Genomic DNA, 19,865 nt, shown 5'->3' on the forward strand with positions numbered 1-19,865 from the left:
CCCCCGCTGGCGAAGACGGTGACTGCCAACAATTTGGCGGACGCCAAAAAGCAAGGTGCGGGGTTGGCTTGGGGCAACTTTCTCACGCTGACGCTGAATTTCCTCATCGTCGCCTTTGTGTTGTTTATCGTGATCAGGCTCATGAACCAGTTGAAGCGCAAGGAAGAGACGGCGCCGGCGGCACCGAAGCTGACCAAGCAGGAAGAACTGCTGACCGAGATTCGCGATCTCCTCAAGAAGAGCTAACGTGGCGGACAAGAACGAGCGCCCGATCAAGGTCGTCGCCGAAAACCGCAAGGCCCGGTTCAATTACGCGATCGACGACACCATCGAGGCCGGCATTGCGTTGACCGGCACGGAGGTGAAATCGATCCGTAATGGCAAGACCACCATCGCGGAATCCTATGCAGATTCCAAGAACGGCGAGATCTGGCTGATCAATGCCAATATCCCGGAATATTTGCAGGCCAATCGCTTCAACCATGAGCCGAAGCGGCCACGCAAGCTGCTGCTGCATCGGAAGCAGATCAACAAGCTGATGGGCGCGGTCGATCGCGACGGCATGACGCTGATCCCGCTAAAACTTTATTTCAACGAACGCGGCCGCGCCAAGCTGCTGCTCGCGATCGCCAAAGGCAAGAAGCTGCACGACAAGCGCGAGACCGCAAAGAAGCGCGACTGGGGCCGGGAAAAAGGCCGCCTGATGCGGGCGAGGGGATAGAGGCGCTATCCGTCATTGCGAGGAGCGAAAGCGACGAAGCAATCCATTTCACCGCTTGTGGCACCATGGATTGCTTCGCTTCGCTCGCGATGACGGTGATTGGAGAGGTGAAGCCATGAACCAAAAGAACCTGCTTGACGTCGACTGGAGCAAGATTCCGGCGCCGCAGGATGACGGCGCGGCGGCACATCTCGTCGGCATGACGATTCCGGAGATCTCGCTGCTCGCAACCGACGACAGTTCGGTGACGCTGTCGGCGCTTCCGGGCCGCACGGTGGTGTTCGCCTATCCCCGCACCGGCGAGCCCGGCAAGATCAGCCTGGTCGACGATTGGGACATGATCCCCGGCGCACGCGGCTGCACGCCGCAAACCTGCTCGTTCCGCGACCTGTTTGCCGAACTGAAAGCCGGCGGCGCCAGACACGTGTTCGGCCTGTCGACGCAGGACAACGTCTACCAGACCGAGATGGCGTCGCGGCTGCATTTGCCGTTCCCGGTGCTGTCGGACGAGAAGCTGAAGCTGACCCGTGCGCTGAACTTGCCGACCATGCAGGTGGCGGGACTGACGCTGACCAAGCGGCTGGCGCTGATCGTGGATGACGGCCGCATCACCCACGTCTTCTATCCGGTGTTCCCGCCGGACCGGAACGCCGCCGACGTGCTGGCGTGGCTGAAGGAAAATCCGCGGTAGGTACTTGTAGGGTGGGCAAAGCGGAAGCGTGCCCACCATCTTTCGAGTTCATCGCATGAAATGGTGGGCACGCTGCGCTTTGCCCGCCCTACGGCTACTATTCTACGAATCCAGATCCTTCCGCACTTTCGCAAACACGTTGCGAAACATTTCCGGCGTCAGCACCCTCGTGTTCGTGTTGTAGCGCGAGCAGTGGTAGCTGTCGTAGAGCTTGATCTTGCCGGCCGTGTGTACAGCGCCGTGGGAAAACGGTGCGGCGGCGCTGCGAAGGCTGAGCGCCTTGAGCGTCGAGTCATGGGCAATGCGGCCAAGCAGGACGACTGCGCGCAGCTTCGGCATGGTCGCAATTGTCGTCGCCAGAAACTGCCGGCAGGTGTTGATCTCGGCCGGCAGCGGCTTGTTCTGCGGCGGCACGCAACGCACCGCGTTGCTGATCCGGCAATCGACCAGCTTGAGGCCGTCGTCCGGCCTCGCCTGATAGACGCCCTTGGCAAAGCCGTATTCGAGCAAGGTGGCATACAGGAGATCGCCGGCGTAGTCGCCGGTGAACGGACGTCCGGTCCGGTTGGCGCCCTGCAGGCCCGGCGCCAGCCCGACAATCAACAGTTGCGCGGTGGCATTGCCGAACGAAGCGACCGGCGAGTTGTGCCAAGCGGGCTCGCGGGCGCGCGCCTGACTGCGAAATTCGGCGAGCCTCGGGCAGAGCGGGCAGTTGCGATCGGGGTCGGCAAGAGCAGGGGCAGGGAGGCTAGCCATGTTTCCAAAGCGTGTTCTGTCCAAAGCGTTTTCGAGCGAAAGCCAGCCACGGACTCGATCCGGGATGGAAACCGGTTCGCGTCGGATGCGCGTGGCAAACAAAAAGCCCCGGTTCTGTTTTCAATCAGAACCGAGGCTCTAGCAGCGTATGGGCCTATTCTCAATCGTCGAAATCGTCATCCCCGGCCCGCGTCGCAACCGTGGTCGCGCGCTGCAGGAATTGCGGGGAGTGATGGCGCGGCTCGCGCGGGGCAGGACGCTCGGAGGGATCGCGGCCGAGCTTTGACTGCAGCTCGACGAGGTCGGTGAAAACGTCGGCCTGGCGCCGCAGTTCGTCGGCGATCATCGGCGGCTGGCTCGAAATGGTCGACACTACCGTGACGCGAACCCCCCGACGTTGTACAGCTTCCACCAGCGAGCGGAAATCGCCATCGCCCGAGAACAGAACGATCTGGTCGACATGCTCGGCGAGTTCCATGGCATCGACGGCGAGTTCGATGTCCATGTTGCCCTTCACCTTGCGCCGGCCGGATGCGTCGATGAATTCCTTCGTTGCCTTGGTGACGACGGTGTAGCCGTTGTAGTCGAGCCAGTCGATCAGCGGGCGGATCGAGGAGTATTCCTGATCCTCGATGATCGCCGTGTAATAGAAAGCACGCAACAGCGTCCCGCGGCTCTGAAATTCCTTGAGGAGGCGCTTGTAGTCGATGTCGAAGCCGAGCGTCTTGGCGGTTGCGTAGAGGTTTGCGCCATCAATGAAGAGCGCAATCTTGTTGGAAGTCGGTGACATCAAATGGTTCTCACGTTGTTGTTAGCTTTTCTAGCGCAGCGGCCGTCGAGCGCGCGCACTTTCCAGTTCTGTTGCCTAAAGTTCGGTGAATCGTGCCCCACGACAGTCACCACTGCAATTATGGTGAGGCGAGGGCGAAAAACCTATACTTTTGACAGTGCAATGAAGAGATTTACTTGTCCCATCCGGCAACCTTGCCGCGTCTGGACGCTCCGGCCATTCTGGCCCCGAAGCTGGGGTTACCAGAGCCCATTAGGAAGGCAAATCACAAATTTAGTCTTGCGAAACGGCCCCCGCCGCTATAACTAGCGGCCATATCAGACATATTTGGCCCCAAATAACGGAGCGACAGTCTATGGCGCGCGTCACCGTGGAAGATTGCATTGATAAGGTCGACAACCGGTTCGACCTGGTTTTGCTGGCGGCACATCGCGCCCGTATGATCTCATCCGGATCGCAACTAACGGTTGATCGCGACAACGACAAGAACCCGGTCGTTTCGCTGCGAGAAATCGCCGATTCCACGATCTCCCCAGAGGATCTGCGCGAGGAACTGGTTCATTCCCTGCAGAAATTCGTCGAGGTGGACGAGCCAGAGCCCGATACCGTGCCTTTGATCGGCTCGGCCGGCGCCAGCGTCGATGCCGACGACACCGAGGTTGCGGTCGAGCGCATGACCGAGGAAGAGCTCCTCAAGGGCCTGGAAGGACTGGCGCCGCCGGAAGAGCAGCCCGAAGAGGACGAGTAATCCGGAACATTTCGGTCGTCCCGAACTCCCCGATCTTTCAAAGGCCCGGACATCAGTCCGGGCCTTTGCTTTTGTTGACAATTTTGAGGTTACAATGCGTCCTTGGCGGGCGCGGCGGCCGGCTGGTCACCGGATGGGCGCTGGATGGCCGCTGACCCCAAGCGAAATTGAACCGTTTCGCGGTCCGGGCGGCGTGCATCGTCATCCGAAAACGCATTAGATACGCAAAGGGCGGGACCCGTCCGGGTCTGGTGGAAGAAGGCAGTGATGTAATGGCGTATTGGCGCCGCAGTTCAAGGCAGATGCAGGCCGCAACCGGCGGGGTCGCGGTCGCCCCGACATCGCCGGTGGCGGAGAAGCCGAAATCGCCGCGCTCGCGGATGATGCGCCAATACGACCTGGTCGAGCGCGTCCGCTCGTATAACCCCGATACCAACGAAGACCTGCTCAATCGCGCCTATGTCTACGCGATGAAGGCGCACGGCACGCAGACCCGCGCTTCCGGCGATCCCTACTTCTCGCATCCGCTCGAGGTTGCGGCGATCCTGACCAACCTCAAGCTCGACGACGCCACCATCGTGGCGGCGCTGCTGCACGACACCATCGAGGATACCGAGGCGACGCGCGCCGAGATCGACAACATCTTCGGCCATGAGATCGGTGCGCTGGTTGAAGGCCTCACCAAGCTGAAACGGCTGGAACTGGTCTCGCGCGAAGCCAAGCAGGCCGAGAACCTGCGCAAGCTCCTGCTCGCGATCGCCGACGACGTACGCGTGCTCCTGATCAAGCTTGCCGACCGCCTGCACAATATGCGCACGCTGGAATTCGTGCCGCACGCCTCGCGCCGCCGTATCGCCGAGGAGACACTCGACATCTATGCGCCGCTCGCCGGCCGCATGGGTATGCATGAGATGCGCGAGGAGCTGGAAGACCTGTCCTTCCACGTGCTCGATCCCGAAGCCTATGCGGTGGTGAAGCAGCGGCTCGACGCGCTCGCCGATCGCAACCGCAATCTGATCGGCGAGATCGAAAGCCAGCTTTCCAAGAATCTGCAGAAGAACGGAATCATCGCGCGCGTCTATGGCCGCCGCAAGCAACCGTTCTCGATCTGGACCAAGATGGAGCGCAAGTCGATCGGCTTCGAGCAATTGTCCGACATCTACGGCTTCCGCATCATCCTGAGCGAAGTCGAAGACTGCTACGCCGCGCTCGGCGTGGTGCACACCACCTGGCCGGTGGTGCCGGGCCGCTTCAAGGACTACATCTCGACGCCGAAGCAGAACGACTATCGCTCGCTCCACACAACCGTGATCGGTCCCGGCAACCAGCGCGTCGAACTGCAGATCCGTACCGAGGAGATGAACCAGATCGCCGAATTCGGCATCGCCGCGCATGCCTTCTACAAGGAGGGCGCAGGTTCGCCGACCGAACGGCTCAAGCACGAATCCAATGCCTTTGCCTGGCTCCGTCACACCGTCGGCATCCTCTCCGAAAGTGCCAATCCGGAAGAGTTTCTGGAGCACACCAAGCTCGAGCTGTTCCACGACCAGGTGTTCTGCTTCACCCCGAAGGGCAAGCTGATCGCGCTGCCGCGGCAGGCCAATGTGATCGACTTCGCCTATGCCGTGCATACCGACGTCGGCAATTCGGCGGTTGGCTGCAAGATCAACGGCAAGTTCGCGCCGCTGTCGTCCGAGCTGCAGAACGGTGACGAGGTCGAGGTTTTGACCTCGAAGGCGCAGTCGGCGCCGCCGTCGGCCTGGGAATCGCTTGCGATCACCGGCAAGGCGCGCGCCGCGATCCGACGCGCCACGCGTACCGCGGTGCGCGACCAGTATGCCGGCCTTGGCCGCCGCATCGTCGATCGCTTGTTTGCGCGCGCCAAGATCGAATATGCCGACGACAAGCTGACGGGTGCATTGCCGCGGCTGGCCCGCACCTCGATCGAGGACGTGATGGCCTCCGTCGGGCGCGGCGAGCTGAAGGCTTCCGACGTCGCCCGCGCCATGTATCCGGACTACAAGGAAGAGCGGCTGGTGCGTTACGGGGCCAAGAAGAGCCTCGCCGTGAAATTGAAGCTGAAGTCGGAGCCGCATCCGGCGCGCTCTACCTCCGTCATTCCGGTGCGCGGCATCAATTCGGATCTGCCGGTCAAGTTCGCGCCGAACGGCGGCGCCGTGCCGGGCGACCGCATCGTCGGCATCGTCACGCCGGGCGAGGGGATCACGATCTATCCGATCCAGTCGCCGGCGCTGAAGGATTTCGAGGAGGAGCCGGAGCGCTGGCTCGACGTGCGCTGGGATATCGACGAGACCATGCCGCAGCGTTTTCCGGCGCGGATCCTCGTGCACAACGTCAACGAGCCCGGCAGCCTCGCCCAGGTTGCCACCGTGATCGCCGAGCATGACGGTAATATCGACAATATCAGCATGTCGCGCCGCTCGCCTGACTTCACCGAGCTGACCATCGATCTCGAGGTCTATGACCTCAAGCATCTCAGTGCAATTATCGCACAATTGCGCGCCAAGGCCGTCGTCGCCAAGGTCGAACGCGTCAACGGATAGGCGTATAATGCTGGCCAATCCTCATGGTGAGGAGGCGCTCTTGCGCCGTCTCGAACCATGAGGCCACAGTAGGGCCCATCCTTCGAGACGCGCCGAAGACGCCGCTCCTCGGGATGAGGGGTTGTCCACCAGAGAATGCTTGAGAGATCTGCAATGCCCGTTCCTCCGCTCCGCCTCGGCGTCAATGTCGACCACGTCGCAACCCTTCGCAACGCGCGGGGCGGCGAGCGGCCGGATCCGGTGCGGGCCGCGCTCGCCGCGATCGAGGCCGGCGCCGACGGCATCACCGCGCATCTGCGCGAGGACCGCCGCCATATCCGCGACAGCGACATGGCTCGGCTGAAGGCCGAGATATCGAAGCCGCTGAATTTCGAGATGGCGGCGACCGAGGACATGCTGCGGATTTCGCTCGCCACAAAGCCCCATGCCGTTTGCCTGGTGCCGGAGCGCCGCGAAGAACTGACCACCGAGGGCGGGCTCGACGTGGTCGGCCAGCACAATGCGCTGGCGCCGTTTATCGCCCGGCTGAATGACGCCGGCATCCGGGTGTCGCTGTTCATCGCTGCCGACCCCCAGCAGATCGAGATGGCGGCAAAGTTGCGTGCGCCCGTGATCGAGATTCATACCGGCGGCTGGTGCGACGCCGTGGTCGACGGTCACGCGGCCAAGGCCGAGGCGGAATGGCAGCGAATCGTCAAGGGAGCCGCTTTGGGCCGCGCCGCGGGGCTGGAGGTCCATGCCGGCCATGGCCTCGACTACCAGACCGCCGAGACGATTGCCGCGCTGCCCGAAATCGCCGAACTGAACATCGGCTATTTCATGATGGGGGAGGCGCTGTTCATGGGCCTGCCCGAGACCGTGCGGCAAATGCGCGCCGCGATGGACCGTGGCCGGCAGAAGATTGCGGGCCGGCCATGATCATCGGCATCGGCTCCGACCTGATCGACATCACCCGGGTTGCCAAGGTGATCGAGCGCCACGGCGACCGCTTCCTGGACCGCATCTTTACCGACGCCGAGCGCGCCAAAGCGGTGCGCCGGGCCAGCAACGAGAAGATGGTGGTCGCGACCTACGCCAAGCGATTCGCTGCCAAGGAGGCTTGTTCCAAGGCGCTCGGCACCGGCATCCGCCGCGGCGTCTGGTGGCGGGACATGGGGGTGGTGAACCTGCCGGGGGGCCGCCCGACCATGATACTCACCGGCGGCGCGCTGGCCCGGCTGGAAGCGCTGACGCCGGAGGGGTTCGAGGCGCGGATCGATCTGTCCATCACCGACGACTGGCCGCTGGCGCAGGCCTTCGTCATAATTTCGGCGGTCACGCCCGGCAAATCGTGAGCCGCGCAGGCGTTTGCGCCGGGGAAGCGGAGCAAAACTAAAAATCATTGTTTTTCAATGGATTATGAAGTTTTGAGGCGGCGCTTGATTGCGCGCACACGAACAACCGTCTAAAACGCGCAGCAACTAGTTCGAGCCAGGGCCGATTCAGGTTAGCGCCGGAATTGGCCCTCAACATCAGTATTGAGACCATTTTCCTGACGCGAACCCGGCGATTCGCGTGCGGAAAACGTTCTGCCACCGTGCGGGCCAACGCTCGCGGGAATTGGGAAAGCGATGAGCGTGACCTCCAGCACAAAATCTGAAAGCGGCTTGGGCGAAACCATCCGCGTCGTCATCCATGCTCTCCTGATCGCGCTGGTGATCCGCACCTTCCTGTTCCAGCCGTTCAACATCCCCTCGGGGTCGATGAAGGCGACGCTGCTGGTCGGCGATTACCTGTTCGTCTCGAAATATTCCTACGGCTACAGCCACTACTCCATTCCGTTGTCGCCGCCTCTGTTCTCCGGGCGCATCTTCGGCTCCGAGCCGAATCGGGGCGACATCGTGGTGTTCCGCCTGCCGAAGGACGACTCCACCGATTACATCAAGCGGGTGATCGGCATGCCGGGCGACCGCATCCAGATGCGGGAAGGCCTGCTCTACATCAACGACAAGCCGGTCAAGCGCGAGCGGCTTTCCGATTTCATCGGCGAGGACCCCTGCGGCTCCGACGCCACCGCGCGCGTCAAGCGCTGGAAGGAAACGCTGCCGAACGGCGTCAGCTATGAATCGCTCGATTGCGTCGACAACGGCTTTTACGACAATACCAGCGTCTACACCGTGCCCGCCGGCCATTTCTTCATGATGGGCGACAATCGGGACAACTCGACCGACAGCCGGGTGTTGTCGGCGGTCGGCTATGTACCGTTCGAGAACATCGTCGGCCGGGCGCAGATGATCTTCTTCTCCATTGCCGAAGGCGAACATGCCTGGATGTTCTGGCGCTGGCCGACTGCCGTGCGCTGGAATCGTCTATTCTCAATCGTGCGATGAACGACGAGACCGCGACCATTCCCGACGCACCGGCCTCAGGTGAGGCGAGTCAGCCGGCGGATGCGCCGAGCGTCGCTGCGCCGAAGAAGAAGCGCGGCAAGGCCGGGGCCAAGGCTGCGGCCGCGGCGATCGAGGGTCGCATCGGCTACAAGTTCTCCGATCCGGCGCTGCTGACGACGGCGTTCACGCACGTCTCCGCCCTGAAGCCCGCCACCCGCCATCGTGCCGACAGCTACCAGCGGCTGGAATTTCTCGGCGATCACGTGCTGGGGCTGATCATCTCCGACATGCTCTATCGCGCCTATCCGCGGGCCGACGAGGGCGAATTGTCGAAACGCCTCGCCGATCTCGTGCGCAAGGAAAGCTGCGCCGACGTTGCCAAATCGCTCGGGCTGCTCGATGACATCAAGCTCGGCGCGGTAGGCGCTGGCGCAAGCGCGCGCCTGCGCAAATCGGTGCTCGGCGACATCTGCGAGGCGGTGATCGGGGCGATCTATCTCGACGGTGGCTATGCGGCAGCCTCGCAATTCGTCGAGCGCAACTGGCTGGAACGGATGCGCAAGCCGCGCCGGCCGCTGCGCGATCCCAAGACGGTGTTGCAGGAATGGGCCCAGAGCAAGGGCTTGCCGACGCCGGTCTATCGCGAGATCGAGCGCACCGGGCCGCATCACGACCCGCAATTCCGCGTTGCCGTCGACCTGCCGGGCCTTGTGCCCGCGGAGGGCGTCGGCGGCTCCAAGCGCGCTGCCGAGAAGGTTGCAGCTTCGGTGATGATCGAACGCGAAGGCGTCGGCGGCGGCAGCAATGATGGTTGAACCCGAACCCGGCACGTCCGGCGAGACCCGCTGCGGCTTCGTCGCGCTGATCGGCGCCCCCAATGTCGGCAAGTCGACGCTGGTCAACGCGCTGGTCGGCTCCAAGGTCACGATCGTCTCGCGTAAGGTGCAGACCACCCGCGCCCTGATCCGCGGCATCGTGATCGAGGATAACGCCCAGATCATTCTGGTCGATACGCCCGGCATCTTCTCGCCGAAGCGGCGGCTCGATCGCGCCATGGTCTCCACCGCCTGGAGCGGGGCGCATGACGCCGATCTCGTTTGCGTGCTGCTCGACGCCAAGGCCGGACTAGACGAGGAGGCCGACGCGATCCTGAACAAGCTCGCAACGGTTGCGCACCCGAAAATCCTGGTCTTGAACAAGATCGACCTGATCCCGCGCGAAAAGCTTTTGGCACTGGCGCAGGCCGCCAACGAGCGCATGAAGTTCGAGCACACCTTCATGATCTCGGCGCTGTCGGGCGACGGCGTCGACGACCTGCGCAAGACGCTTGCCAAGAGCGTGCCGGCGGGACCGTTTCACTACCCCGAGGACCAGATGTCGGATGCGCCGCTGCGGCATCTGGCAGCCGAAATCACCCGGGAAAAGATCTACCGCCAGCTCCACCAGGAACTGCCGTATCAATCGACGGTGGAGACCGACACCTGGACCGAGCGCAAGGACAAGTCGGTCCGCATCGAGCAGACGATCTTTGTCGAGCGCGAGAGCCAGCGCAAGATCGTGCTCGGCAAGGGCGGCGCCACCATCAAGTCGATCGGCGCGGAGTCGCGCAAGGAGATCGCGGAGATCGTCGGCGTACCCGTGCACCTGTTCCTGTTCGTCAAGGTGCGCGAGAACTGGGGTGACGACCCGGACCGCTACCGGGAAATGGGACTGGAGTTCCCCAAGGAATGAGCAGTCAGCGCTCAGGCAATAACGAAGAACCAGCCCGATGAACGTACCTCGCAACGTCGTTTGGTTTGAAGTTCTGCTGTATCTGTCGCTGACGCTGGATGCGATCTCGGTGGCGTTCCAGGACCGCACGCCGACGGCGAAGATGACGGAGCAGATGATCAACACCGGAACGCTGATGGCGGCCGGCCTGATCCTGCTGCTGGTCTATTTCGTCCGGCTCGCCGCCGAGCACCGCAAGAACTGGCCGCGCTGGGTGCTGACGGCGGCGCTGGTGCTGTCGGTGGTCTCGCTGGTGCAGATCATCGGCGAGAAGGGTATTCAGCTCGACAGCGGCATCGAAGTCGTCTCCTGCGCGCTGACGGCGATGGGGCTGTATTTTTCCTTCACCGGCGATGCGGTGGGCTGGTTCAACGCGTGACTTCTACGCCGTCATTCGAGATTCCGGGTTCGATGCTGCGCATCGCCCCGGAATGACGGCAGCGCATCACTGCGAAATCCTGTAAACTCCGCCCATGGAATGGACCGACGAAGGCATCGTGCTGGGCGTGCGGCGGCATGGCGAATCTTCCGCCATCGTCGAGCTGCTGACGCGCGAGCACGGTCGCCATCTCGGCCTCGTACGCGGCGGGGCCTCGTCGCGGATGCGGCCCTTGCTGCAGCCCGGCAACAGCGTCACCGCGGTGTGGCGGGCGCGGCTCGACGAGCACCTCGGCACCTATGCCATCGAAGGCACGCGGCTGCGCGCGGCAACGCTGCTCGCATCCTCGCATGCGGTCTATGGCATCACCCATCTGGCCTCGCTGGCGCGGCTGTTGCCGGAGCGCGACCCGCACGAGGACATCTACGAGATGCTCGACCGCACGCTGGACGATTTTGACGATGCCGGCGGTGCGGCGGCGCACCTGATCCGGTTCGAGCTTGCGATGCTGGCCGAACTCGGCTTCGGCCTCGACCTGGAAAACTGCGCCGCCACCGGCGAGACGACCGATTTGATCTACGTCTCGCCGAAATCCGGCGGCGCGGTGTCGCGTGTGGCCGGCGAGCCCTATCGCGACCGACTATTGCGGCTGCCGGCCTTCCTGCGCGAAGGCGAGAGCGGCCCCAACAGCTGGTCGGACCAGGACCTGCAGGACGGGTTCCGGCTGACCGGGCTGTTCCTGCTCCGCCACGTGCTGGAACCGCGCGGGCAGGGCCATTCCGATGCCAGGGGCGGGTTCATCAACGCGGTGACGCGGCAGCGGGCGCGAATCAGTTCCTCGGCCTGAACCCGTTGTCCCGGCGCACGCAGGGACCCATACGCCACGGCCTATCGATTGAAGCTGCGGCGCCAGCCTTTTTCGCCGCAAACACCTGTGGTTATGGGCGCCTGCGTTCGCAGGGGCGACGGCCGCCCCGATTCACTTCTTGCTCGATTCAGCCGAAAAGTTTAACGCCTCCCCATGGGAAAACGACAGCTGCCGCCGGAAGAGCCGGCCGAAATCCACGAGGTGATGCTGCGCGATGCGCTGGAAGAGCGCTATCTCGCCTATGCGCTCTCGACCATCATGCACCGCGCTTTGCCGGACGCCCGCGACGGGCTGAAGCCGGTGCACCGGCGCATCCTCTACGGCATGCGCCTGCTCAGGCTCGATCCGGGCACGCCGTTCAAGAAATCCGCAAAGATCGTCGGCGACGTGATGGGCTCGTTCCATCCGCATGGCGACCAGGCGATCTACGACGCCATGGTGCGTCTCGCCCAGGATTTCTCCTCGCGCTATCCGCTGGTCGACGGCCAGGGCAACTTCGGCAATATCGACGGCGATAACCCAGCCGCCTACCGCTACACCGAAGCCCGCATGACCGAGGTCGCGCGGCTGCTGCTCGACGGTATCGACGAGGACGGCGTCGAATTCCGTCCCAATTACGACGGCCAGTCCAAAGAACCGGTCGTGATGCCCGGCGGCTTCCCGAATCTGCTCGCCAACGGCGCGCAGGGGATTGCAGTCGGCATGGCCACGTCGATCCCGCCGCACAATGCCGCCGAACTCTGCGACGCCGCGCTGCACCTGATCGAGAAGCCCGAGGCGAAATCGAAGTCGCTGCTGAAATGGGTCAAGGGCCCGGACTTCCCGACCGGCGGCATCATTGTCGACTCCAAGGAAAGCATCGCCGAAGCCTATATGACCGGGCGCGGCTCGTTCCGCACCCGCGCCAAGTGGACCCAGGAAGAGGGCGCCCGCGGCACCTGGGTCGTGGTCATTACTGAAATTCCGTGGCTGGTGCAGAAGTCGCGGCTGGTCGAGAAGATCGCCGAACTGCTCAACGAGAAGAAGCTGCCGCTGGTCGGCGACGTCAGGGACGAATCCGCCGAGGACGTTCGCCTGATCATCGAGCCGAAATCCCGCGCGGTCGATCCGGCACTGATGATGGAATCGCTGTTCCGGCTCACCGAGCTCGAGAGCAAGATTTCGCTGAACCTCAACGTGCTGATCAAGGGCAAGATCCCCAAGGTGGTGGGCCTTGCCGAGTGCTTGCGCGAATGGCTCGACCATCTGCGCGACGTGCTGGTCCGCCGCTCCAACTACCGCAAGACCCAGATCGAGAACCGGCTGGAAATTCTCGGCGGCTACCTGATCGCCTATCTGAACATCGACAAGGTGATCAAGATCATCCGCACCGAGGACGAGCCGAAGCCGGCCTTGATCAAGGCGTTCAAGCTCACCGAAATCCAGGCCGACGCCATCCTCAACATGCGCCTGCGCAGCTTGCGCAAGCTCGAGGAATTCGAAATCCGTACCGAGGACAAGAACCTTCGCAACGAGTTGAAGGGCATCAAGTCGCTGCTCGGCTCGGAAACCGAGCAATGGTCCAAGGTCGGCGAGCAGGTCCGGAAAGTACGCGACATCTTCGGGCCGAAGACGCCGCTCGGCAAGCGCCGCACCCAGTTCGCCGACGCGCCCGAGCATGATCTGGCCGCGATCGAGGAGGCCTTTGTCGAGCGCGAGCCGGTGACGGTCGTGATCTCCGAGAAGGGCTGGGTCCGTACGCTGAAGGGTCATGTCGAGGATATCTCGGGCCTTGCCTTCAAGACCGACGACAAGCTCGACCACGCCTTCTTCGCCGAGACCACGTCAAAGCTGCTGCTGTTCGCCACCAACGGCAAGTTCTACTCGCTCGACGTCGCCAAGCTGCCCGGCGGCCGTGGCCATGGCGAGCCGATCCGCATGTTCATCGACCTGGAGCAGGATGCCGCGATCGTGTCGCTGTTCGTCAACAAGGGCGAACGCAAGTTCCTGATCGCGAGCAGCGAGGGCCAGGGTTTTGTGGTCAAGGAAGAGGACTGCGTCAGCAATACTCGCAAGGGCAAGCAGGTGCTCAACGTCACCATGCCGAACGAGGCCTGCGCGATTGCGACCGTTTCGGGCGATACGGTCGCCGCGATCGGCACCAACCACAAGATGGTGCTGTTCCCGCTCGACCAGGTGCCGGAGATGGCGCGCGGCCGTGGCGTGCGCCTGCAGAAATACTCCAGCGCCAAGCTTTCCGATGTCGCCGTATTCGAGCTCAAGGCAGGCCTGACCTGGAAGGATTCTGCCGGCCGCGAGCAGAGCATGAGCGCCAAGGAATTGACCGACTGGCGCGGCAACCGCGCCGACGCCGGCCGTCTTGCACACGGTCTGCCCAAGTCGAACAAATTCCTGCGCGGCGTGGAGTAGTGACAAGTAGGGTGGGCAAAGGCGCGCCAGCGCCGTGCCCACCATCTATCGGCATCCGCGTCGAGAATGGTGGGCACGCTTCGCTTTGCCCACCCTACGATTCTACGAAGTCGAACTAGATCCTGCACGGCATGGGACCTGCAGGCGAGATTACGGTTTCGTAATCCGCCGGCAATTTCTACGGATCTCCTTTGACTGCGTCCCAATTGTCGTCGATGCTTGCCCTAGATGAGGGAGGCGACATTGCGCAAAGCAGGATCGCAGCGGCTCATTACGGTGGTCGGCCTTGCGCTCATCTTGTTCGCAACGCCTGCCACGCTCCGCGCCCAATCCATTCCCGGCGCGCTGCCTGAATCCGCCAAGGCACTTTCGCAGGGCGAATGGCCCGCTTATGCCGGCACCTCAGCCGCCGCGCGCTATTCGCCGCTGAGGCAGATCGACCGCACCAACGCCAAGAACCTGCACATCGCCTGGCGCTGGAAATCGCCTGACATTGCGATCAGGGACGCCAATCCATCGGTCGGCCCAAGCTTCGCCAATGAATCGACGCCCCTGATGGTCGGCGGGGTGCTCTACACGTCGACCTCGCTGTCGCAGGTGGCGGCGATCGATGCCGCTACCGGTGCGACCAAATGGGTGTTCGATCCAAAAATCTACGAAAACGGTCTTGGCATTCCCCCCAACCTCGGATGGATCAATCGCGGCGTCGCGTACTGGCGCAACGCGGATGACGAACGCATCCTGATCCTGACCGCATTCGCACAGATGATCGAGCTGGATGCGAAAACCGGAAAACCGGAGCCGGGTTTCGGTGCCGGCGGGCGGGTGGATCTGACGCAAAGCCTGCGCCGGCCGGTCGATCCCGGCTATTACACCATGAGTTCGCCGCCGATCATCGTGCGCGACGTCATCGTGGTTGGCTCGTCGGTCTTCGATTGGTGGGGAACGCGACCGTCGCCACCAGGCGATGTCAGGGGCTTTGACGTCGTCACCGGACGTCTGCTCTGGACATTCCACACCGTGGCGCAGGAAGGCGAACCCGGTGTCGAAACCTGGCTAAAGGATTCGTGGAAGGAAACCGGCAACGCCAATGTCTGGGCGCCGATGAGCGCCGACGAGGAACTAGGGTACGTCTACCTCCCGGTCAGCACGCCGACCAATGATTATTACGGTGGCCACCGTCCCGGCGATGGGCTCTATGGCGACAGCCTCGTTTGTCTCGATGCCGCCACGGGCAACAAGATCTGGCACTACCAACTCGTTCATCACGGCCTGTGGGATTACGACCCGCCGGCCGCGCCCAATCTGATCGACGTCACCGTCGACGGCAAACGCATCAAGGCAGTTGCGCAGGTAACAAAACAGGCCTTCACCTACGTCTTCGATCGTGTCACCGGGAAACCGGTGTGGCCGATCGAGGAACGTCCGGCGCCGGCTTCCACGGTGCCGGGTGAACACGCCTCGCCGACCCAGCCGTTTCCGACCAGGCCCGCGCCGTTTGATCTCCAGGGGGTAGGGGACGCGGACCTGATCGATCTGACGCCGGAGATTCACAAGGAAGCTATCGAGATCGTAGCTTCATTCGACCGCGGCGGATTGTATGCGCCACCGTCGCAGCGCGGGACAATCCAGATGCCTGGTAAGGCCGGCGGCGCCAACTGGGCTGGTGCCGCGGTCGATCCGGAAACCGGCACGCTGTACGTCAGTACCCAGCGGCTGCCGTCCCTTTCCACGGTCTACAAGCCGGAACCGTGGGAATCTTCCTACGATCTTGTAGGAGGAGGCCAGTTTTTGCAGGGGCCGCGCGGGCTGCCGCTATTCAAGCCGCCGTTCGGCAGTATCGTCGCCATCGACATGAACACCGGCGAGCATCGCTGGCGTGTTCCGGTCGGACGCAGCGTCGCCATCCCTGCAATCCAGAAGCTTGGCATCACCGAACGTCTGGGATTGCCGTCGCGCAGTTGGGTCCTGGTGACCGGTACGGTCATGATCGTCGTGCAAATGGGATTTTACGATGCACCGCATTTCGTGCCGGGGCTCAATATGCCGACCATGGAGCTCCACAATCGCGATCCGCATCTGTGGGTCTACGACAAGACGAGCGGTGAAATGCTGAGCGAGATGGAGCTGCCGTCGAACGCGACGGGCGCGCCGATGACCTACATGGCCGGCGGCAAGCAGTTCATCGTGTTTCCGGTCGGCGGCGGCCCGCTGGTGGAGGAATTGATCGCGGTGTCGCTGTAATAGTATTCGAAAATCTGCGCGCTATATAAGTCGCCGTCGAACCAGTCGAGGCGAAATGGCGCACGATCACGCTCATCACGATCACTCTCACGCCCATGATCATTCCCATGGTCACGCCGGCCACAGCCATGCGCCGGACAATTTCGGTGCCGCCTTCGCCATCGGCGCCTCGCTCAACACCGCCTTCGTCATCGCGGAGCTGATCTTCGGCTATACCGCGAACTCGCTGGCGCTGATCTCCGACGCCGTTCACAATCTCTCCGACGTGATCGCGCTGCTGCTGGCGTGGGGCGCGGCGTGGCTTTCGCAAAAGCAGCCGACCCAGCGGCATACTTATGGCTACCGCCGCGCTTCGATCCTGGCGGCGCTGTTCAATGCCGGGCTGCTGCTGGTCGCGGTCGGCGGCATCGTCGTCGAGGCGGTCAACCGCTTTTATGCCCCTGCGCCGGTCGCGGGCCTCACGGTCATCCTGGTCGCAGCGCTCGGCGTCGTCATCAACGGCGGCACCGCGTTGCTGTTCATGCGCGGCCGCCATGGCGATCTCAACATTCGCGGCGCCTATCTCCACATGGTCGGGGACGCGGGCGTCTCGCTCGGCGTGGTGGTTGCAGCCGGCATCATCATGCTGACGGGATGGCTGTGGCTCGATCCCGCGATCAGCCTCGTCATCGCGGCCGTGGTGTTCTGGAGTGGCTGGGGGCTGGCGCGCGACAGCGTCAATCTCGCGCTCGACGGCGTGCCGCGCGGCATCGAACTCGTGGAGGTGCGGGACTATCTCGCCGGCCTCGAAGGCGTTTCCGAGGTGCATGACCTCCACATCTGGGCCATGAGCACCAACGAGACCGCGCTGACGGCCCATCTGGTGCGGCCGGGCGGCACTGACGATGCGTTCCTGCACCGAGTCTGCGAAGAGCTTTCGCACCGGTTCAACATTCATCATCCCACGCTGCAGATCGAGATCGCCGCCGAGGCGTGCCGGTTGGCGCCGGCGGAGCGGGTGTGATTCCGTAGCCGTAGGGTGGGCAAAGCGCAGCGTGCCCACCATTCGCGATGAATACGCGATCGATGGTGGGCACGTCGCTACGCGCCTTTGCTCACCCTACGAATCTTTCGCTTCGCTCACACCACCCCCGCAAACCTGAGCGCCACGCCCGCCGCGCACGATCCGGCCAGCACCCACAACATCCCGATATTGAGCCGGAAGATCGCCGTCGCAGCGGCCGCCGCCAGCACGAAGGCTGCAACATCGAGGCTTCCCCACACGGGCATGTCGAACGACAGGCCGAACGAGCGGACTGGCGTCGTCTGCCGGAACAGCGTGTGCAATCCGAACCAGATCGAGAGATTGAGGATCACGCCGACGACCGCCGCGGTGATGGCGGAGAGCGCCCCCGCGAGCCCCTTGTTGCCGCGCAGCGTCTCGATGGAGGGCGCGCCGAGGAAGATCCAGAGGAAGCAGGGGATGAAGGTGACCCATGTCGCCAATAGTCCGCCGAGTGTCGCCGCGACCATTGGCGACAACGCGCCGGGATCGCGGTAGGCAGCCATGAAGCCGACGAACTGCAGCACCATGATCAGCGGCCCCGGCGTGGTTTCCGCCATGCCGAGTCCATCGAGCATCTCGCGCGGCTGCAGCCAGTGATAATGCTCGACCGCCTGCTGGGCGACATAGGCCAGCACCGCATAGGCGCCGCCGAACGTCACCATCGCCATCTTGGAAAAGAACAGCGCGATCTGGCTGAACACGTTGGCCTGGCCGAGCCCGATCAAAAGCACGGCCACCGGCACCACCCACAGCAACAACCACACCGAACTCACCCTCAGCGCCCGCGCCACGCTTGGATGAACATGCTCCGGCAACTCCTCGCCGAGCAGGCTGTCCACCGCCGCGGTCTTCTTGCCGCCGCTGTGTTCGATGGCGGCGAACTCCGGCCGCCCGCTTTTCGCGCCGAGATAACCGATCAGGCCGGCCGCGATGATGATGATCGGGAAGGGGACGTTGAAAAAGAAGATCGCGACAAAGGCGATCGCCGCGAGCGCGATCATCACCCGGTTACGCAACGCCCGCCTGCCGACGCGGACGACCGCGTGGACCACGATCGCCAGCACCGCGGCCTTGAGCCCGAAGAACACCGCCTCGACGAAGCCGACATTGCCATAGGCCGTGTACACGTAGCTCAGCCCCATGATGGCGATGATGCCGGGCAGGATGAACAGCCCGCCGGCCATGATGCCACCGGCGGTCCGGTGCAACAGCCAGCCGATATAGGTGGCGAGCTGTTGCGCCTCCGGGCCCGGCAACAGCATGCAGTAGTTCAGTGCATGCAGAAACCGGCTCTCGGATATCCAGTTCTTCTCCTCGACCAGGATGCGGTGCATCACCGCGATCTGCCCGGCCGGGCCGCCGAAGCTGAGCACGGCGACCCGCAGCCAGACGCGAAAGGCTTCAGCGAAGCTGATGCCGTGATCGAGATGCCGGCTTGCGCCGGCATCGATCGTCTTTTCCATCGTGGCATCCATCACGGCTTCGCCTTGTTGGTCGGCCAGTTGTGCGTTTCACCGGTCGCGTCGCGGCACCAGCGGTAGAACGCGTCGTACAGCGTCATGCCGGCTTCGAGCTGCTCGAGATCGTCGTCGAACATGCGCGACAGGCCGAGGGAAGCGGCTAACAGTCCGGGCGCCTCCGGCGACAGATCGAGCCTTCCAGTGTCGGCGCCGCGCACCATCGCCGCCAGCCGCAGCAGGGGCGGTGTTGCGAGGCCGAACTCTTCGACCATGACATCGAAGGTGCAGAGCTCGCCGCGGTGGCTCCAGAACACGTTTTCAATGTCGAACGGTGCTGCGTTGAAGCGCTCACCGACGGCGACGACCTCGGAAGGTGCCACGTACAGGAACACGGCGTTCGGATCGACGAAGCGGCGGATCAGCCAGGGGCAGGCGATGCGATCGACCTTTGGCCGCGCGCGCGTCACCCAGACGGTCCGGCCCTGCGCGTCGCGGGCCGGCAGTTTCGATGCGTTCACCAGCGGGAGGTTTGCTTCCTTCCAGCCTTCAAAGCCGCCTTCAAGCGTCTCCGCGGCAACATTGGCGTGCCGCAGCCAGGCCGCGGTGCCTTGCGCGAGTTTTGCCCCGCGCATGCAGACGACAATGGCTGCGTTGCCGGCAAATTTGCCGCTCCATTCGCCGGCGTCCTGATGACTGCGCCTGATGGCGCCCGGAATCAGCCGCTGGTCGGCGGCGAAATCCTCGTCGGTACGAACGTCGATCAGCGCCGGCGCATTTGCCGTTCCGATCAATCGTGCAAGTTTGTCTGGAGATATCGTGGTGTAGGATGACATGGCTGCGCCCTCGTCAAAAGAAACGGGACGCGATACTTGGGCATGTCGCCTCGTGGGGAGATCGCAGTATCCCCATGCGCGGAAATTAAGCGCGCACCGCTTCGGCTGTCAACCGGTTCCGCATGCTCCATCCATCCTGCGTGCTTGCGCGTGTCCGTAATCAGGCCTAATCTTTGTCCACCGGGGACAAAGCAGGCTCCCCGTCAGACGGCCCATCG

At 63.3% G+C, this 19,865-nt stretch carries 19 protein-coding genes; 15 read left to right on the forward strand and 4 right to left on the reverse strand.

The annotated features are described in order from the left end of the window. The 3 genes from CQ12_RS44380 to CQ12_RS30705 all read left to right on the forward strand — a co-directional run. Positions 1 to 246: MscL family protein (locus CQ12_RS44380; protein ID WP_198164292.1), on the forward strand; the 246-nt coding region annotated here is incomplete at its 5' end. 1 nt (position 247) lies between these two features. Beyond that, entirely contained in the window at positions 248 to 721 is a 474-nt protein-coding gene (smpB, locus tag CQ12_RS30700; RefSeq protein ID WP_057839024.1) for an SsrA-binding protein SmpB, read from the forward strand. Positions 722 to 836: 115 nt separating this feature from the next. Next, positions 837 to 1,412: a peroxiredoxin gene (locus CQ12_RS30705; protein ID WP_057839025.1), complete on the forward strand. Its 576-nt coding sequence runs from the start codon at positions 837 to 839 to the stop codon at positions 1,410 to 1,412. A gap of 102 nt (positions 1,413 to 1,514) precedes the next feature. On the opposite strand, the gene CQ12_RS30710 is transcribed toward CQ12_RS30705, so the two are convergent. Together CQ12_RS30710 and CQ12_RS30715 are read right to left on the reverse strand one after the other, a co-directional pair. Continuing rightward, a complete protein-coding gene (locus CQ12_RS30710; RefSeq protein ID WP_057839026.1) occupies positions 1,515 to 2,168 on the reverse strand; it encodes a uracil-DNA glycosylase in 654 nt (217 codons plus the stop codon). Positions 2,169 to 2,328: 160 nt separating this feature from the next. Continuing rightward, positions 2,329 to 2,958: a LabA-like NYN domain-containing protein gene (locus CQ12_RS30715; protein ID WP_057839027.1), complete on the reverse strand. Its 630-nt coding sequence runs from the start codon at positions 2,956 to 2,958 to the stop codon at positions 2,329 to 2,331. A 355-nt stretch (positions 2,959 to 3,313) separates the two neighbouring features. Between CQ12_RS30715 and rpoZ the strand changes: the two genes are divergently transcribed. The 12 genes from rpoZ to CQ12_RS30775 all read left to right on the forward strand — a co-directional run bounded on the left by rpoZ (position 3,314) and on the right by CQ12_RS30775 (position 17,312). Beyond that, entirely contained in the window at positions 3,314 to 3,706 is a 393-nt protein-coding gene (rpoZ, locus tag CQ12_RS30720) for a DNA-directed RNA polymerase subunit omega (protein WP_024512695.1), read from the forward strand. A 272-nt stretch (positions 3,707 to 3,978) separates the two neighbouring features. Further along, positions 3,979 to 6,270, forward strand: a complete 2,292-nt coding sequence (locus tag CQ12_RS30725) for a RelA/SpoT family protein (protein WP_057839028.1) — start codon at positions 3,979 to 3,981, stop codon at positions 6,268 to 6,270. A 153-nt stretch (positions 6,271 to 6,423) separates the two neighbouring features. Further along, positions 6,424 to 7,188 carry a pyridoxine 5'-phosphate synthase gene (locus CQ12_RS30730; RefSeq protein WP_057839029.1) on the forward strand — a complete coding sequence of 255 codons (765 nt, stop codon included), beginning with the start codon at positions 6,424 to 6,426 and terminating at the stop codon, positions 7,186 to 7,188. After that, positions 7,185 to 7,604 (forward strand): holo-ACP synthase, encoded by a 420-nt coding sequence (acpS, locus tag CQ12_RS30735; protein ID WP_057839030.1) that lies wholly within the window; start codon positions 7,185 to 7,187, stop codon positions 7,602 to 7,604. The genes CQ12_RS30730 and acpS overlap by 4 nt, the downstream gene beginning before the upstream one ends. A 276-nt stretch (positions 7,605 to 7,880) precedes the next feature. Further along, positions 7,881 to 8,639, forward strand: a complete 759-nt coding sequence (gene lepB, locus CQ12_RS30740; protein ID WP_057839031.1) for a signal peptidase I — start codon at positions 7,881 to 7,883, stop codon at positions 8,637 to 8,639. Further along, a complete protein-coding gene (gene rnc / locus CQ12_RS30745; RefSeq protein WP_057839032.1) occupies positions 8,636 to 9,454 on the forward strand; it encodes a ribonuclease III in 819 nt (272 codons plus the stop codon). Before lepB ends, rnc begins: the two co-directional genes overlap by 4 nt. Beyond that, the gene (era, locus tag CQ12_RS30750; protein ID WP_057839033.1) at positions 9,444 to 10,370 is read left to right on the forward strand and encodes a GTPase Era; all 927 of its coding nucleotides are present in this window, start codon (positions 9,444 to 9,446) and stop codon (positions 10,368 to 10,370) included. Before rnc ends, era begins: the two co-directional genes overlap by 11 nt. 37 nt (positions 10,371 to 10,407) lie before the next feature. Next, a complete protein-coding gene (locus CQ12_RS30755; RefSeq protein ID WP_057839034.1) occupies positions 10,408 to 10,788 on the forward strand; it encodes a hypothetical protein in 381 nt (126 codons plus the stop codon). Positions 10,789 to 10,882: 94 nt separating this feature from the next. Then, positions 10,883 to 11,635 (forward strand): DNA repair protein RecO, encoded by a 753-nt coding sequence (gene recO / locus CQ12_RS30760; protein ID WP_057839035.1) that lies wholly within the window; start codon positions 10,883 to 10,885, stop codon positions 11,633 to 11,635. Positions 11,636 to 11,809: 174 nt separating this feature from the next. Beyond that, positions 11,810 to 14,065 (forward strand): DNA topoisomerase IV subunit A, encoded by a 2,256-nt coding sequence (gene parC / locus CQ12_RS30765; RefSeq protein ID WP_057839036.1) that lies wholly within the window; start codon positions 11,810 to 11,812, stop codon positions 14,063 to 14,065. A gap of 243 nt (positions 14,066 to 14,308) precedes the next feature. Further along, on the forward strand, positions 14,309 to 16,309 hold the full coding sequence (locus CQ12_RS30770; protein ID WP_198164293.1) for a pyrroloquinoline quinone-dependent dehydrogenase: 2,001 nt from the start codon (positions 14,309 to 14,311) through the stop codon (positions 16,307 to 16,309). A 55-nt stretch (positions 16,310 to 16,364) separates the two neighbouring features. Continuing rightward, positions 16,365 to 17,312, forward strand: a complete 948-nt coding sequence (locus CQ12_RS30775; protein WP_157088593.1) for a cation diffusion facilitator family transporter — start codon at positions 16,365 to 16,367, stop codon at positions 17,310 to 17,312. A 116-nt stretch (positions 17,313 to 17,428) separates the two neighbouring features. Here the strand turns inward: CQ12_RS30775 and chrA are convergent, their stop codons facing one another. Together chrA and CQ12_RS30785 are read right to left on the reverse strand one after the other, a co-directional pair. Then, entirely contained in the window at positions 17,429 to 18,817 is a 1,389-nt protein-coding gene (gene chrA / locus CQ12_RS30780; protein WP_157088594.1) for a chromate efflux transporter, read from the reverse strand. A gap of 11 nt (positions 18,818 to 18,828) precedes the next feature. After that, entirely contained in the window at positions 18,829 to 19,647 is an 819-nt protein-coding gene (locus tag CQ12_RS30785) for a chromate resistance protein ChrB domain-containing protein (protein WP_057839040.1), read from the reverse strand. Positions 19,648 to 19,865 lie beyond the last annotated feature (218 nt).

The sequence above is a fragment of the Bradyrhizobium jicamae genome (genome assembly GCF_001440395.1).
Taxonomy (GTDB): domain Bacteria; phylum Pseudomonadota; class Alphaproteobacteria; order Rhizobiales; family Xanthobacteraceae; genus Bradyrhizobium; species Bradyrhizobium jicamae.